Source organism: Streptomyces luteireticuli (assembly GCF_041519305.1).
GTDB lineage: Bacteria > Actinomycetota > Actinomycetes > Streptomycetales > Streptomycetaceae > Streptomyces > Streptomyces luteireticuli.
Genome location: NZ_CP167927.1, coordinates 2784920 through 2800007 on the forward strand (window position 1 = coordinate 2784920; position 15088 = coordinate 2800007).

14 protein-coding genes and 1 pseudogene are annotated in these 15088 nt (G+C 73.2%); 8 read left to right on the forward strand and 7 right to left on the reverse strand.

Annotated elements, in window-relative coordinates; translation table 11 throughout:
• Positions 1-30: 30 nt before the first annotated feature.
• On the reverse strand, positions 31-417 hold the full coding sequence (locus AB8735_RS11825; RefSeq protein WP_372407064.1) for a MerR family transcriptional regulator: 387 nt from the start codon (positions 415-417) through the stop codon (positions 31-33).
• Between the two features lie 60 nt (positions 418-477).
• Between AB8735_RS11825 and AB8735_RS11830 the strand changes: the two genes are divergently transcribed.
• The gene (locus tag AB8735_RS11830; RefSeq protein WP_372407066.1) at positions 478-1383 is read left to right on the forward strand and encodes an aldo/keto reductase; all 906 of its coding nucleotides are present in this window, start codon (positions 478-480) and stop codon (positions 1381-1383) included.
• Positions 1380-1886 carry a nitroreductase/quinone reductase family protein gene (locus AB8735_RS11835; protein ID WP_372407067.1) on the forward strand — a complete coding sequence of 169 codons (507 nt, stop codon included), beginning with the start codon at positions 1380-1382 and terminating at the stop codon, positions 1884-1886. Before AB8735_RS11830 ends, AB8735_RS11835 begins: the two co-directional genes overlap by 4 nt.
• Here AB8735_RS11835 and AB8735_RS11840 read toward each other — a convergent pair.
• On the reverse strand, positions 1787-2263 hold the full coding sequence (locus tag AB8735_RS11840) for a nuclear transport factor 2 family protein (protein WP_372407068.1): 477 nt from the start codon (positions 2261-2263) through the stop codon (positions 1787-1789). The two genes, AB8735_RS11835 and AB8735_RS11840, sit on opposite strands and share 100 nt — an antisense overlap.
• Before the next feature lie 193 nt (positions 2264-2456).
• On the opposite strand from AB8735_RS11840, the gene AB8735_RS11845 reads away from it, so the two are divergent.
• The 3 genes and pseudogenes from AB8735_RS11845 (at position 2457) to AB8735_RS11855 (ending at position 6072) form a co-directional block, all read left to right on the forward strand.
• Complete coding sequence (locus AB8735_RS11845; protein ID WP_372411827.1) at positions 2457-3239, forward strand: MerR family transcriptional regulator; 783 nt, start codon at positions 2457-2459, stop codon at positions 3237-3239.
• Positions 3236-4463 (forward strand): annotated as a pseudogene (locus tag AB8735_RS11850) (glycosyltransferase). Before AB8735_RS11845 ends, AB8735_RS11850 begins: the two are co-directional and overlap by 4 nt.
• Before the next feature lie 358 nt (positions 4464-4821).
• A complete protein-coding gene (locus AB8735_RS11855; RefSeq protein ID WP_372411747.1) occupies positions 4822-6072 on the forward strand; it encodes an IS110 family transposase in 1251 nt (416 codons plus the stop codon).
• A 542-nt stretch (positions 6073-6614) separates the two neighbouring features.
• Here AB8735_RS11855 and AB8735_RS11860 read toward each other — a convergent pair.
• Together AB8735_RS11860 and AB8735_RS11865 are read right to left on the reverse strand one after the other, a co-directional pair.
• Positions 6615-7466, reverse strand: a complete 852-nt coding sequence (locus tag AB8735_RS11860; protein WP_344031627.1) for an alpha/beta hydrolase — start codon at positions 7464-7466, stop codon at positions 6615-6617.
• Between the two features lie 87 nt (positions 7467-7553).
• Complete coding sequence (locus AB8735_RS11865) at positions 7554-9053, reverse strand: APC family permease (protein ID WP_344031617.1); 1500 nt, start codon at positions 9051-9053, stop codon at positions 7554-7556.
• Positions 9054-9216: 163 nt separating this feature from the next.
• Between AB8735_RS11865 and AB8735_RS11870 the strand changes: the two genes are divergently transcribed.
• The 3 genes from AB8735_RS11870 to AB8735_RS11880 all read left to right on the forward strand — a co-directional run bounded on the left by AB8735_RS11870 (position 9217) and on the right by AB8735_RS11880 (position 13407).
• Complete coding sequence (locus AB8735_RS11870; protein WP_372407069.1) at positions 9217-9654, forward strand: DUF6153 family protein; 438 nt, start codon at positions 9217-9219, stop codon at positions 9652-9654.
• A gap of 56 nt (positions 9655-9710) precedes the next feature.
• Entirely contained in the window at positions 9711-11255 is a 1545-nt protein-coding gene (locus AB8735_RS11875; RefSeq protein ID WP_372407071.1) for a multicopper oxidase family protein, read from the forward strand.
• 391 nt (positions 11256-11646) lie between these two features.
• Positions 11647-13407: an NAD+ synthase gene (locus tag AB8735_RS11880; protein WP_372407073.1), complete on the forward strand. Its 1761-nt coding sequence runs from the start codon at positions 11647-11649 to the stop codon at positions 13405-13407.
• 4 nt (positions 13408-13411) lie between these two features.
• On the opposite strand, the gene AB8735_RS11885 is transcribed toward AB8735_RS11880, so the two are convergent.
• From AB8735_RS11885 to AB8735_RS11895, 3 genes are read right to left on the reverse strand one after another with little or no spacing between them, the layout of a single operon-like run.
• Positions 13412-13741: a hypothetical protein gene (locus AB8735_RS11885; protein WP_372407074.1), complete on the reverse strand. Its 330-nt coding sequence runs from the start codon at positions 13739-13741 to the stop codon at positions 13412-13414.
• Positions 13742-13750: 9 nt separating this feature from the next.
• A complete protein-coding gene (locus AB8735_RS11890) occupies positions 13751-13960 on the reverse strand; it encodes a DUF2277 domain-containing protein (protein ID WP_372407075.1) in 210 nt (69 codons plus the stop codon).
• Between the two features lie 34 nt (positions 13961-13994).
• Positions 13995-15014: an endonuclease/exonuclease/phosphatase family protein gene (locus tag AB8735_RS11895; RefSeq protein ID WP_344032152.1), complete on the reverse strand. Its 1020-nt coding sequence runs from the start codon at positions 15012-15014 to the stop codon at positions 13995-13997.
• Between the last annotated feature and the right edge of the window lie 74 nt (positions 15015-15088).

Here is a 15088-nt window from a genome sequence, read left to right on the forward strand (position 1 = left end):
AACACGCCTCCGGCGGCCGCAGGGCCCGGGCTAGCCCGCGGACGCCCCGGCGGACGCCCCGACGAGCCGCTCCGCGCCCTCCGTCTCCGCGAGGATCGCGGCCAGCCCCGTACGGCTCTCCTGGAGCCCGGCGATCTTCTCGTCCATCCCCCGCAGCTGGTCCCTGAGCCGGTCGCCCACGCAGGGATGGACGAACAGGCCGTCGCCCTCGACGCACGGCAGCACCTCGCGGATCACCCGCGTCGGCAGCCCCGCGTCCAGCAGCCCGCGGATGCGGCCGACGACCAGCGGGGCGTCTGCCGCGTAGGAGCGGTGACCGCCGGGGGTCCGCTCCGAGGCGAGCAGCCCCTGCTCCTCGTAGTAGCGCAGCAGCCGGACGCTCACGCCCGTGCGCCCGGCCAGCTCCCCGATCCTCAACGTGATCCCCCTCACAACCGCTTGAAGCTCACACCCGTGTGAGCTCCTAGCGTGGCCGCCATGGACGACGACAACGCACTTCTTGAAAGCAAGACTACTTTCGCCCTCGGCGGCGACCTGACGGTCCGCCGCATCGGCTACGGCTCGATGCGGCTCACCGGCGCCCCGGAGGACCGGCGCGGCCTCACCGGCACCATCTGGCGCACCGCCCGCGACCGGAGCGAACTGACCGCCCTGCTGCGCCGCGCGGTCGAACTCGGCGTCGACCTCTTCGACACGGCGGACGCCTATGCGCTCGGCGGCGGCGAGGAGTTGCTCGCCGAGGCGCTCCACCCGTACGAGGGGACGGTCACCGTCGCCACCAAGGCGGGCGTGGTCCGCCCCTCCCCCACCGAGTGGATCACCCACGGACACCCGGCCTACCTGCGCCAGCAGGCCGAACTCAGCCTGCGCCGGCTGCGCGTGGAGCGCCTGGACCTGCTCCAGCTGCACCGCGTGGACCCCGCGTACCCGCTGGCCGACCAGGTCGGCGCCCTCAAGCAGCTCCAGGAGGAGGGCAAGGTCCGTCACATCGGACTTTCCGAGGTCACGGTCGAGCAGATCGAGGAGGCGTCCCGCATCGCCCCGATCAGCAGCGTGCAGAACCTCTACAACCTGAGCAACCGCGCGAGCGAGGCGGTCGTGGACCACACGGCCGCGCACGGCATCGCGTTCCTGCCGTACTTCCCGGTGTCACTGGACGACGCCCACGCCGGACCGCTCGCCGCCGTGGCGGAGGAGACCGGCGCGGCCCCGTCCCAGGTGGCGCTGGCCTGGCTGCTCCACCGCTCCCCCACTGTGATCCCCATCCCGGGCACAGCCTCGGCCGGGCACCTCGCGGAGAACGCGGCGGCCCTGGAAGTCCGGCTCACGGACGCACAGTTCACGGCCCTGTCCGGGCTCACGACGCCCGGGGCGGCGGCGTGAGCAATGCGTTCAACCTCCGCGTCATCGAGGAGTTCCGCGCCAACCGGGGCGTGGTGGGCGGGGAGTTCGCGGGGACGGACCTGCTCCTGCTCACCACCGTGGGCGCCCGCAGCGGCGCACCCCGCACCACGCCCCTGGTGTACCTCCGCCACGGCGACCGCGGCCTGGCCGTCTTCGCCCTCAACGGCGGCGACCCCGCCGCGCCCGCCTGGTACCACAACCTCCGCGCGCACCCGGACCGGCTCACCGCCGAGGTGGGCGGCGGGACGTACCGGGTGCGGGCCGAGGAGGTCGCCGACGGGGAGGAGTACGAGGAGCTGTGGCGCCGGCAGATCGCGGTGGAGCCGGAGTTCGCGGCCTTCCGCGCCCGGGCGGGGCGCCGGGTCCCGGTGCTCCTGCTGCGTCAGGAGGCGTCCGATGCTCCCGATGCCTCCGCCGCCAACCCGGCGGCCAGTGCGGGCAGCAGGCCCATGGTGTGGGCCACGCGCATCCCGTCCATGTAGTCCCGTACCTGGGTGATCAGGCCGTCGCGCACCCGGATCACCATGAGGCCGGGGAAGGAGAACTCCTGGCCGGTGGGGGCGAGGGTCCCGTGGACGACGTGCTCGACGGTCAGCACATGGTCGCCGGTGCCATCGGCGGCCACGTGGACGGAGACCTCCTCCACCCGGTCCGGCCGGGCCGGGCTGGGGCCCCAGATCGCCCGGCAGCCCTCGCGGACCGCCTCGCGGCCCTCGAAGCGCTCGGGCATCCCGGGGAAGAAGAACGGGTACTCGTGCACGCCGTCGGGCGCGTACAGCTCGGCCAGGTCGTCGGCGGACTTGGCGAGGATCGCCTGGTTGTAGCGGTCGAGTATCGCGCGGGGGCCGGTCTCGGTCATACGGGCAACTCCTTCGTCGGCGAGTATGTCAAGTCTCTTTCGGGCCAATCGGCTTGGCGATCGATGATCACACTCTACGGAGGGAGGCGGGCCCTGACCAGGGAAAAGCCCCCGGGCCCCGGTTGACCCTCCCCCGACGTCAGGCTCCAGGGTGGACCCGACGAAAGGCAGCGCCCCCATGACGTACACCGCCGTGACGTACACCGTCGGACAGGTCTCCGGCTTCGCCGGCATCACCGTGCGCACCCTCCACCACTACGACCGCACCGGCCTCCTCACCCCCAGCGAGCGCAGCCCCGCCGGCTACCGCCTCTACAGCGAGGCCGACCTCGCCCGGCTCCAGCAGATCCTCTTCTACCGGGAGCTGGAGTTCTCCCTGGAGGAGATCCAGGTGATCCTGGAGGACCCGCAGGCCACCGCGGTCGACCAGCTGCGCGCCCGGCACAAGCGGCTCGGCGAGCAGATCGCCAAGCTGCAGCGGCTGGTCGAGGTCGCCGAACGCGCCATGGAGGTGCAGGAGACCGGCGTCGCCCTCACCCCGCACGAACGCTTCGACGTGTTCGGCGAGATCACCTTCGACCTCAGCTACGCCACCGAGGCGGCGGTCAAGTGGCACGACAGCGAGGGCCACCGGCAGGCCCTCGCCAGCGCCGCCGCGCACGGCAAGGAGGACTGGCGGCGGATCATGGCGGAGGCGGCGGAGTGGCGCGCCCGGGTGCTGGCCGCCTTCGAGGCGCGGCAACCCGCCGACGGCGAACGCGCCATGGACCTGGCCGAGGAGCACCGCGCCCACCTCGCCCGCTGGTTCACCCCGTGCCCGCCCGCCATGCACCTGCGCATCGCCGACGACTTCGCCGCCGATCCGAGGGCGTTCGCCCTGCTGGTCCCGCCGTCGGAGCAGCGGCCGGGCCTGGCGGAGTGGCTGCGGACGGCGGTCCGCGCGAACGCGGAGCGGACAGGGGAAGAAGGCCGATGAAGATACTGATCGCCGCCGCCGGTTCGCGCGGCGACGTCGCCCCCTACACCGGCCTCGGCGCCCGGCTGGCCGCCGCCGGCCACGAGGTCGCCCTCGCCACGGGAGAGGTCTTCGCCCCGCTCGTCCGGGAGGCCGGCCTGGAGTTCCGTCCCCTGCCGGCCGATCCGCGCGGCGCCGGACCCGCCGGCACCAAGCGCGAACTGATGGCCACCGCGGCCGCGTTCATGCGGCGGCTGGCCACCGGCATGAAGGGCGCGGCGGCGGACGGCACCGAGCTGATGCTCCTCTCCACCACCACGGCCCCGCTGGGCTGGCAGCTCGCCGAGGCCACCGGCGTCCCGGCCATCGGCGCCTACCTCGTGCCCACCGAGCCCACCGGCGCCTTCCCGCCCGTCGTCGGCGGCACCCGCTCACTGGGCCGCTTCGGCAACCGGGCCGTGGGACGGCTGTCGTTGCGCATCACCGACCGGCTCTTCGCCGATGCCGTACGGGACTTGCGGGCGGACCTCGGACTGCCGCAGGTCCCGCCCGGGGCGGTCCGCCGCCGGCAGGAGGCGGCGAACCGGCCGATCCTGTACGGGTTCAGCGAGGTCCTCGTCCCGCGCCCGGCCGACTGGCGCGAGGGCCTGACCGTCACCGGCAACTGGTGGCCGTACCACGACGACGACTTCCCGCTGCCGTCCGACGTCGAGGACTTCCTCGCCGCCGGGCCGCCGCCCGTCCTCGTCGGCTTCGGCAGCATGCCCGCGGACGACGCGGAGCGGCTGAGCGAGCTCGCGGTGGCGGCGCTGCGGCGCGCGGGCGTGCGCGGCATCCTGCAGAGCGGTCGCGCGGGCCTGGCCGCCTCCGGCGCCGATGTCCTGACCGTTGGCGACCTCCCGCACGCGGTGCTCTTCCCGCGGCTGGCCGCGGTGGTGCACCACGCGGGCGCCGGTACGGCGGCGGCGACGCTGCGCGCGGGCGTGCCCTCGGTCCCGGTCCCGGTCATGGCCGACCAGCCCTTCTGGGCCGCCCGGCTGACCGCGCTGGGCGCCGCGCCGCGCCCCGTCCCCTTCGCCGCCCTGACCGCGGAGCGGCTGGGGGGACGCGATCAAGTGCGTCGTGACCGGGCCCGTGACCGGACCGTCGTACGCGGATGCGGCGCGGGCTGCGGCTCGTCTGATGGCGGGGGAGGATGGGGCGGGGCGGGTGGTGGAGGCGGTCGAGGGGCTGGCCTGGGGGTAGGTTGCGGGGGATTTTGCCCCGGTCCCGCCCTTTCACCGTTTCTTCCGGGGCAAGCCCCGGGGCCCGCACCGCGGCTTCGCCGCGGTGAGCGGGGCTCCGCCCCTGCTCCCCGGCGGGGGCTGCGCCCCCTGCACCCCTGCTCCCGGGGCTCCGCCCCTGGCCCCGTTACCTTTTTCGTGGCCCCGCAACGGGGTTCCCGGCCTCTGGTCCCGGCATGACTTGCAGCCCCTGTCGATCATGATCGAAAAGGTGGTGTCACCGGGTACCGGAGGCATTGGCAGACCGCTGATTAGGGGCACGAGCGCCGATCCTGTTCCGGGTGAGGCAGTCTCTTCGTAACGTGGATGCCGGCACGCTGATGCCGCAGGTGAGGCCGGGGAGGGCGCGACCGCTGTGGAGAGTGCACGTGATCGACACGGGTGACATCGACGTCTACCTGGGCCTGGACGTGGGCAAGGGCGAGCACCATGCCACCGCCCTGACTCCGGTGGGCAAGCGGGTCTTCGACAAGCGGCTGCCCAACACCGAGCCGAAACTGCGTGAGGTGTTCGCCAAGCTCCAGGCCAAGCACGGCACTGTGCTGGTGGTGGTCGACCAGCCGGCTTCGATCGGAGCTCTGCCGCTGGCGGTGGCCCGTGACATGGGCTGCAGCGTCGCCTACTTGCCCGGCCTGACGATGCGACGGATCGCCGATCTGTACGCCGGTGAGGCCAAGACCGATGCCCGGGACGCGGCGATCATCGCCGATGCCGCGCGGACGATGCCGCACACGCTGCGAAACCTGGCGCCGTCCGACGAGACCATTGCCGAGCTGGAGATGATCGTCGGCTTCGACGACGACCTGGCTACCGAGTCCACGCGGATCAAGAACCGTCTGCGTGGCCTGCTCACCCAGATCCACCCGTCGTTGGAGCGGGTCCTCGGTCCCAGGCTGGATCATCCCGCCGTCCTGACACTCCTCGAACGTCACGGATCCCCGGCCCAGTTGAGGAAAGCCGGGCGACGCCGACTGGTGACCCTGCTCAGACCCAAGGCCCCGCGGCTGGCCGAGCGCCTGGTCGAGGACGTCTTCGACGCCCTCGACGAGCAGAGCGTCGTCGTGCCCGGCACCGACGCAGCCTCGCTGATCGTCCCCAGCCTCGCCGGCTCACTCACCTCCGTGCTCGACCAGCGCAAACTCCTCGCCGCCCGCATCGAGGAACTGCTGGAGGCCCACCCTCTTTCCCCGGTCCTGACCTCCATGCCCGGCATCGGGGTCAGGACCGGAGCCCGCATCCTCATCGACGTCGGCGACGCCAGCGCTTTCCCCACGGCCGGCCACCTGGCCGCCTACGCCGGACTGGCACCCGTGACCAGGAGCTCCGGCTCCTCCATACGCGGCGAGCATCCCTCCCGACGAGGCAACAAACAGCTCAAACGAGCCTTCTACCTCGCTGCGTTCGCATCGCTGTCCCAGCCCGAATCACGCACCTACTACGACAAGAAGCGACGGCAGGGAAAGCACCACGTCGCCGCCCTCGTCTGCCTCGCCCGGCGGCGCATCGACGTGCTCTTCGCCATGCTCCGCGACGGCACCTTCTACGCGCCCCCTACCGCCATCGCCGCTTGACGAAAACCATAGGGGCACCTTTTCGGGGCTCCGCCCCGGACCCCGTTTGTCGCGGCTCCGCCGCTCGTCCTCAAACGCCGGACGGGCTGGATTTCGCGCCCGGGCCGGAATCCAAAGCCCGGACGCGCGCTTCAGCCCGGACGCACGCTTCAGCCCAGGCGCGCACTTCAACCCGGGCGGGCACTTCAGCCGGGGTGCGCACTTCAACCCGGGCGGGCACTTCAGCCTGGGCGCACACTTCAGCCCGTCCGGCGCTTGAGGACTCCGCCCGAAGGGCGGACGGGGCCCGGGGTCTCCCCGGAAGAAACGGTGAAAGGGCGGGACAGGGGCACACACCCAGCCCGTCCGGCGCTTGAGGACAGCGCCCGCAGAGCGCTTCAAGGGGGCCAGGGGGCGCAGCCCCCGGTGGGGCGCAGGGGCGAAGCCCCGCCCACCGCGCGAAGCGCGGGCCCCCTGCCCCGCGCGCGGCAGCGCGCACGCAGGGTCCCGCAGGGGCGGCAGCCCCCGCGAAAACGGATTAGGGCGGGGCGGGGAGCAAACCCCTACGCCTGCACCACCCGCGAAGGCGACCCCGCCAACACCACCTCCGCCACCACCCCCGGCCGGTCATACATCACCAAATGCCCCGCCGGCGCCACCGCCTCAAAGCGCGCATCGAGCAACTCCGCCAGAGCACGCTGGCGTTGGAGCCGCCGCCGCTCCAGCCAGGAGCCGCTGCCGGTCGCCGCCGCGAGCACCGTGACGGGGACGGGCGGCAGGGGGCGGGACGAGCGGAGGGACTCGACCTCCGCGGCCACGTCCCAGTAGCGCGCGTTCTCCATCAGCAGGGCCCGGGCGACGCGGCCCGTGCCGTAGGTGCGGCGCACGAGGTCGTCGGGGACGGGGTCCGCGCCCCGGACCGAGGACGCGCGGACGGTCAGCCGCCGCAGCGTGGGGCCGAGCGCGCGCGGCAGGCCGGCGGCCGCGTAGGCCCGGCCGCGGGCCCGGGCGACGGCGGTGCGCAGGGCGGGCGCGGGCGCGGGGCGGGCGTTCTCCTCGACGCTGGCGTCGACGAGGACGAGCCCGGCGGTGCGCTCGGGGTGCAGCCGGGCGAACGCCTCCGCGTGGAACCCGGCCAGCGAGTGGCCGACGACCGTCGCGGGCCCGCCGAGGCCGAGCGCGTCGAGGACGCCCGCGATCCGCGCCGCCTCCGCGGCGGCGGTGGGCGGCTCGGCGGCGGGCGCGCTGAAGCCGAGCCCGGGCCGGTCGAAGCGGACGACCGTGCGGTACGGCGCGAGCAGCGGCACGACGGGCTCCCAGTCGAACCAGCCCATCCCGAGTCCGGGGCTCAGGACGCACACCGGCCCGGAGCCCTCGCACAGCACGTGCAACGGCACGCCACCGACGCGGAGCATCCGGCCCGGCGGTCGCTGTCCCGGCAGACGGAGCCCCGGCGGACGTTGTACGGCAGTCATGCGACCGACCGTACCCGGACGGACGGTTCAGCCGGAGTGCCGTTCCTGATCCGCACAGTCCGGAGCGGCCCAGTGCGGCTTGCGGAACTTCAGGAAGGCCAGCGGCGCGAGGAAGCCGAGCGTGAACAGCCCGCCGCCGACGATCAGCAGATAGCGCCACAGCGGCTGCCCGCCGAACTGCTCCGGCGGCACGAAGCCGATGCACATCGCCGCCAGCGAGGCCGTGAAGCCGACGCCCACGACGGCGCGCAGCGCCGGGACCCGGAAGCCGCCCTCCACCTCCGGCCGCAGCTTCCGCAGCCGCACCGCGGCGGCGAACATCAGCAGGTAGACCACCAGATAGATCTGCGTGGTGACGACGGAGAAGATCCAGTACGCGCTGGAGACGTCCGGCAGGAAGGCGTAGGCCAGCGCGATCAGCGTGGTGAGGACGCCCTGCGCGACCATGATGTTCCGCGGTACGCCGTTCTTGTTGAGCTTCTGCAGGACGGGCGGCAGATAGCCCTCCTGCCGGGCGACCATCAGCAGCCCGCGGGACGGACCGGCCAGCCAGGCGAGCATGCCGCCGAGCGCGGCGGTGACGAGCATGACGCCGACGACCTTGGTCAGCCAGCCCACGTGGAAGTGGTCGAAGAAGCCCTGGAAGGCCTGCATCACCCCGGCCGTGAGGCTCAGGTCCTCGCCCGGCATGACCCAGCTGATGGCCAGCGCGGGCAGGATGAAGATCAGCAGGACGAGCCCGGTGGCCAGGAAGACCGAGCGCGGGAACTGCCGTCCGGGCTCGCGCAGCGACGAGACGTGGACGCCGTTCATCTCCATGCCCGCGTAGGACAGGAAGTTGCCGACGATCAGCACGAGGCTGGCCGGGCCGGTCCACGGCGGCAGGACGTGGCCCGCGTCCATGGGCGCGGCGGAGGGGTTGCCCTGGGCAAGGAAGACCAGGCCGAGGACGACGAGCACGGCGCCGGGGATCAGCGTGCCGATCACCAGGCCCAGCCCGGCGAGCCCGGCCACCGCCTTGGTGCCGCGCGCGGAGATCAGCACGCCCGCCCAGTAGACGACGACGATCACCAGGGCGACGTAGAGCCCGTTGTCCGCGAGCCGGGGGTCGATGACATACGCGAACGTGCTCGCCACGTACGCCAGCAGGCTCGGGTAGTACGCGATGGTCATCGCGAACTGGCACCACACGGCGAGGAAGCCGAGCGGCTTGGACAGCCCCTCGCTGACCCACCGGTAGATCCCGCCGGGCCGGCCGGAGGCGAGTTCGGCGGAGACCAGGGCGGTCGGCAGGAGGAAGACGACCGCGGGGAGGAGGTAGAGGAAGACCGCGGCCAGGCCGTAGAGGGCCATGGACGGGGCGGGCCGCAGGTTCGCCACGGAGGCGGTGGTCATCAGGGCGAGCGCCGCCCAGGAGATGAACTGCTGCCGGGGTACGGCCTGTTGGGCGGCCGGAGTGGCCGGGGCGGCTTCCGAGGGGCGCGTGGCGGTGGGACGTTCGTCCCCGGTCTGTTCCGTGAGGGTCATGAGGGGGGAGAGCGTCCTTCGGGGCCAAGCAGTCGATCGGTACGCCCCATCATCGGGCAACGGCCCCCCGGTGCGCACATCCGCCGACCGGGGCCCGGGTGATGCGGATACCCCGAGGGGGTAAGGTGCGACGGAGGGACGGGAGGGCTACGGGAGGCTCGTGATGCGCGGACGGGGGAAGGCGGACGGCACGTGGTGCGGCCGTCTGCTGCTGTTCGCGGCGCTGCTGCTGGGCATCGTGACGATGCACACACTGGGGCACCCGACGGGCCATGACGCGCCGACGTCACCGGGTCACCCGGCTCACTCGGCTCACTCGGCTCGCTCGGTGCAGGCGCAGGCACACCCCGGAACGCCCGACGGCGACCGGGCCGCTCCCCCGCCCCACCACCGCCCCGGCCTGGACCCCATGTCCGTCTGCCTCGCCGTGCTCGGCGCGGGCTGGACGGTCGTCCTGCTGCTGGCCCTGCGGTTCCTGCGGCGCCCGGCCGGGGCCGCCGTCGCCGCCGCCGTGCGCGCCCGGTTCGCGCACGCGCTGTGGCCCATTCCCCCGCCGCCGCGGCACAAGGCCCTCGCCCGGTTGTCGGTGCTGCGCGTGTAGGAGCGCCCCCGCGCTCGTACCCGTACTCCACCGACACCACAGAGGTGCACCCACCCATGCGCACAACCACGCGCCGCGCCGTGCTCGGCGCCGGCCTCGCCACGGCCGCCGGCGGCCTGCTCACCGCCTGCTCGGACTCGTCCCCCTCTCCTTCTTCCTCCTCGCCCACGGCCTCGTACATCGAGCCGGACGGCAAGGAGGTCGCCGCGGCCGAGACCCGGCGGCGCGCCACCGGCCCCGTCCGCGAGGTGAGGCTGACCGCCGCCCGCACCGAGCTGGACCTCGGCGGCCGCAAGGTCACCACCTGGTCGTACGGCGACGCCCTGCCCGGCAAGGAGGTCCGCGTCACCGCGGGCGACACCCTCGCGCTCCGCCTCGCCAACCACCTGCCGCAGGCGACGTCCCTGCACTGGCACGGCCTCGCGCTCCGCAACGACATGGACGGCGTCCCGGGCGTCACCCAGCGGCCGATAGCCCCGGGCGCGGCCTTCGACTACCGCTTCGCGGTCACCCACCCCGGCACGTACTGGTTCCACCCGCACTCGGGCGTGCAGCAGGACCGCGGCCTGTACGCGCCGCTGATCGTCGAGGACCCGAAGGAGCCGCTGAAGTACGACAAGGAGTGGGTCGTCGTCCTGGACGACTGGGTGGACGGGGTGGAGGGCAGCACGCCGGACGCGGTGATGGCGGAGCTGGCCAAGGGGATGTCCCACGACATGGGCGGCATGCACCACATGTCGATGACGTCCGCGTCCTCCCCGTCCTCCGACGGCCCTTCGCGGATGCTGATGGGCGCCACCAGCCCCGTCCTCGGCGGGGACGCGGGCGACGTCGCCTACCCGTACTACCTGGTCAACGGCCGCACCCCCGACGCGCCGGAGACCTTCACGGCCAAGCCCGGCGACCGGATCCGCATCCGGTTCGTCAACGCGGGCGGCGACACGGCGTTCCGCGTGGCGCTGGGCGGTCACCGCATGACCGTCACGCACACCGACGGCTTCCCCGTGCGCCACATGGAGACGGACTCGCTGCTGCTGGGCATGGGCGAGCGGTACGACGTGCTGGTCACCGCCGGGGACGGCGTCTTCCCGCTCACCGCGCTCGCAGAGGGCAAGAAGCGGACGGCACTGGCACTGCTGCGCACCGGCGGCGGCTCCGCGCCGGACGCGGACGTCCGCCCGAAGGAACTGGAGGCCGCCCCGCTCACCGCGGACCGCCTGCGGGCGGACGGGGCGGTGGCGCTGCCGTCGCGACGCCCGGACCGGACGCTCACGTTCGAGCTGACCGGCTCGATGACGAAGTACGACTGGGCGATCAACGGGCGCCGGTACGCGTCGTCCGACCGGTATCCGGTGAGGGCGGGCGAACGGGTCCGCCTCGCGTTCGTCAACCGGACGGGGATGTGGCATCCGATGCACCTGCACGGCCACACGTTCGCCCTGCCGGGCGGGGGGCCGCGGAAGGACACGACGATCGTGCTGCCGGGGAGGCGGGTGGAGGTCGACTTCGATGCGGACAATCCGGGGGTGTGGATGCTCCACTGTCACAACGTGTATCACGCGGAGAGCGGGATGATGACGTTGGTCGGGTACCGGGGGTAGGGCTGCTGCCGGGGGGATTTGCCCCTGGCCCGCCCTTTCACCGTTTCCCGTAGGGGCTGCGCCCCTGCGGCACCCCACCGGGGGCTCCGCCCCCTGGACCCCTGAAGCGCCCTCCGGGCGCTGTCCTCAAGCGCCGGACAGGCTGAAATAGCCCGTCCGGCGCTTGAGGACGAGCGGCGGAGCCGCGACAACGGGGGCCAGGGGCGGAGCCCCGGAAGCAGGGGCGCAGGGGGCGCAGCCCCCGCTCCACCCCGGCGAAGCCGCGGTACCGGGCCCGGGGCTCCGCCCCGGAAGAAACGGTGAAATGGGGGTGCCCCCTCTGGGGGAGGGACCGGGGCAAGCTCCCCCCGACGCACCCCCATCGCGTCAAGGAGACGATTAAACTGACCCCGTGGCCCACCTACGTCTCGCCCTCAACCAGATCGACTCCACCGTCGGCGACATCACCGGGAACGCCGACGCGATCCTCCGCTGGACCCACCGCTCCGCCGAGCAGGGCGCCCACCTCGCCGTCTTCCCCGAGATGGTGCTCACCGGCTACCCCGTCGAGGACCTGGCCCTGCGCCGTTCCTTCGTCGAGGCCAGCAGGGCCGCCCTGCATGCGCTCGCGGCGCGCCTCCAGGAGGAGGGGCTCGGCGAACTGCCCGTCGTCGTCGGGTACTTGGACCGGTCCGAGCAGGCCGAGCCCCGGCTCGGGCGCCCGGCAGGGGCGCCGCTGAACGCCGCCGCCGTCCTGCACCGCGGCACGGTGGCGCTGACGTTCGCCAAGCACCACCTCCCGAACTACGGCGTCTTCGACGAGTTCCGGTACTTCGTGCCGGGCGACACGATGCCCGTGATCCGGGTGCGCGGCGTGGACGTGGCCCTCGCCATCTGCGAGGACCTGTGGCAGGAGGGCGGCCGGGTCCCCGCCGCCCGTTCCGCCGGCGCGGGGCTGCTGGTGTCGGTCAACGCCTCGCCGTACGAGCGGGAGAAGGACGACACCCGTCTGGAGCTGGTGCGCAAGCGCGCCCAGGAGGCCGGCTGCGCCACCGCGTACGTGGCCATGACCGGCGGCCAGGACGAGCTCGTCTTCGACGGCGACTCGATCGTCGTCGACCGCGACGGCCGGGTGATCGCCCGGGCCCCGCAGTTCGAGGAGCGCTGCCTCGTCCTCGACCTGGAGCTGCCGGCGGCCCCCGCCGAGGCGCCCTCCGGCACCGTGGACGACGGCCTGCGCATCGACCACGTCATGCTCTCCGCCGACCCGGTCACGGCCCCGGCCCGGGAGCCCGCCCTCCCGGGCACCGTCGCCGACCACCTCGACGACGACGCGGAGGTCTACCGGGCGCTGGTGACGGGGCTGCGCGCCTACGTCGCCAAGAACGGCTTCCGCAGCGTCCTGATCGGGCTGTCCGGGGGCATCGACTCGGCGCTCGTCGCCGCGATCGCCTGCGACGCGGTGGGCGCGGAGAACGTGTACGGCGTGGCCATGCCGTCCCGTTACTCCTCCGAGCACTCGATCGCCGACGCCGAGGAACTCGCCCGCCGCACCGGGCTGAACTTCCGCATCCGGCCCATCGCCCCGATGTTCGACGCCTATATGAACGCGCTCGGACTGACCGGCCTGGCGGAGGAGAACCTCCAGTCGCGGCTGCGCGGCACGATGCTGATGGCACTCTCCAACCAGGAGGGCCACATCGTCCTCGCCCCGGGCAACAAGTCCGAGCTGGCGTGCGGCTATTCGACCCTCTACGGCGACTCGGTCGGCGCGTACGGCCCGATCAAGGACGTCTACAAGACGGCCATCTTCCGCCTCGCGAAGTGGCGCAACCGCGCCGCGCAGGAGCAGGGCGGGACGGCGCCCATCCCCGAGAACTCCATCACCAAGCCGCCGAGCGCCGAGCTGCGCCCGGGCCAGGTGGACACGGACTCCCTCCCGGACTACGACGTCCTCGACCGGATCCTGGAGCTCTACGTGGACCGCGACCGCGGCCGCGCGGAGATCGTGGCGGAGGGCTTCGACCCGGAGCTGGTGGCCCGGGTGCTGCGCCTGGTGGACACGGCCGAGTACAAGCGCCGCCAGTACCCGCCGGGGACGAAGATCTCGGCGAAGGGCTTCGGCAAGGACCGCCGCCTGCCGATCACGAACCGGTGGCGGGAGCAGGCCTGAGCCGTCAGGGCGGCGGGACCGGCCCTTCGGGGACGGTGCCGGGAGGCGGCATCCACAGCGCCCCGCCGGGCAGGTCCTGGCGCGCGCCGAGGAAATAGTCCACGCCGTCCCGGAGCCCGGCACCGAGGGCCCGGGCCAGCTGTTCCCGCGCCTCGCCGGTGACGGGGTACTCGCCGTCGCGCAGCCATGCGTCACCGTCCGCGAGGAGGTGCCGGACCCGCACCACCTGCTCCCGGGGAACGGGAACGACGTCGCACAGCATGTCGTCGGCACCGTAGCCGCTCAGCGTCCACACGAGGTTGCGGCCGTCGGCGAAGGGGTAGTCGGCGTCCATCGGTGCAGGCTACCCGCCCCGCACCACCAACCCGTCCAGCAGCCTGGCCGTCGCCTCCGCCACCGCCCCGACCGCCTCGTCGAAGACGGCCCGGTTGTGCGCGGCGGGCACGCGGAACCCCGACACCTTGCGGACGTACTGGAGCGCGGCCGCCCGGATATCGTCCTCGGCTACCGTCTCGGTGACCGGCGGCCTCAACGTCTTGATACTGCGGCACATGCCCCCAGTGTGCGCCGACCCGGCGCGCCCGGGGTCAGAGCTTGACCCGCGCCGCCACCGGCAGGTGGTCGCTGCCGGTGTCCGGCAGGGTCCACGCCGCCACGGGGTCCATCCCCCGCACCATGATCTGGTCGATCCGCGCCATCGGGAAGCTCGCCGGCCAGCTGAAGCCGAAGCCGTCCCCCGCCGCTCCCTGTGCCGAGCGCAGCTGCGAGGTGACGGGCGCCAACGACCGGTCGTTCATCGTCCCGTTGAGGTCGCCGAGCAGGACGACCTTCTTCAACTGCTCCGCGGCGATGGCCCGTCCCAGCGCGGCCGCGCTGTTGTCCCGCTGTCCGGCCGTGAAGCCGGCGTTGAACTTGACGCGCACCGACGGCAGATGGGCGACGTACACGCCCACCGGGCCCTGCGGCGTGCCGACCGTGGCGCGCAGGGCGCGCGTCCAGCCCATCTTGATGTCGACAGGATGCGCGTCCGTGATCGGGTACTTGCTCCAGATGCCGACCGTGCCCTGCACGGAGTGGTAGGGGTACGAGGCGGCCATCCCCCGCTCGTACACCGGCACGGCCTCCGGCTTGAGCTCCTCCAGGGCCACCACGTCCGCCCCGGCCGCGGCGACGGAGCGGGCGGTGGCGGCGGGGTCGGGGTTCTCGGCGTTGACGTTGTGGCTGATGACGGTGAAGTTGCCGCCCGAGCCCGACTTGTCGGTCAGCAGCCCGCCGAAGAGGTTGAGCCAGGCGACCGCCGGCAGCAGCACGGCGATCAGCGCGGTCGCCGAGCGGCGCCAGAGGGCGAGGGCGAGCAGGACGGGAACGAGGAGCCCGAACCAGGGGAGGAAGGTTTCCGCGAGGCTGCCGAGGTTGCCGACCCGGTTGGGGATCTGGCCGTGCAGCAGCATCAGCAGGCCCAGCACGGCCGCGAGGATCGCGATCAGCAGTCCGCGCCGCCAGATCCCGGGGCCCCGCCACCGGTCCGCGAGGCGCCGGACCCCGGAGCCGGTCCGCTCCGGACCCGCTCCTCCGTGGCCCGTCTCCTGCACGTGCGCCTGCGGCATCCGTCGTCCTCACTCAGTCACTCGGTCTCGCTGCGGTCCCCCGACCCGACCATAGGTGATCAAGCGCGAGCCGT

Coding starts and splice junctions, on each gene's coding strand:
- AB8735_RS11865 (WP_344031617.1), bottom strand. CDS start 9,053: ATGACCCTCACGGAACAGACCGGGGACGAACGTCCCACCGCCACGCGC.
- AB8735_RS11885 (WP_372407074.1), bottom strand. CDS start 13,741: ATGGACGCCGACTACCCCTTCGCCGACGGCCGCAACCTCGTGTGGACG.
- AB8735_RS11875 (WP_372407071.1), top strand. CDS start 9,711: ATGCGCACAACCACGCGCCGCGCCGTGCTCGGCGCCGGCCTCGCCACG.
- AB8735_RS11890 (WP_372407075.1), bottom strand. CDS start 13,960: ATGTGCCGCAGTATCAAGACGTTGAGGCCGCCGGTCACCGAGACGGTA.
- AB8735_RS11870 (WP_372407069.1), top strand. CDS start 9,217: ATGCGCGGACGGGGGAAGGCGGACGGCACGTGGTGCGGCCGTCTGCTG.
- AB8735_RS11830 (WP_372407066.1), top strand. CDS start 478: ATGGACGACGACAACGCACTTCTTGAAAGCAAGACTACTTTCGCCCTC.
- AB8735_RS11895 (WP_344032152.1), bottom strand. CDS start 15,014: ATGCCGCAGGCGCACGTGCAGGAGACGGGCCACGGAGGAGCGGGTCCG.
- AB8735_RS11855 (WP_372411747.1), top strand. CDS start 4,822: ATGCCGCAGGTGAGGCCGGGGAGGGCGCGACCGCTGTGGAGAGTGCAC.
- AB8735_RS11840 (WP_372407068.1), bottom strand. CDS start 2,263: ATGACCGAGACCGGCCCCCGCGCGATACTCGACCGCTACAACCAGGCG.
- AB8735_RS11860 (WP_344031627.1), bottom strand. CDS start 7,466: ATGCTCCGCGTCGGTGGCGTGCCGTTGCACGTGCTGTGCGAGGGCTCC.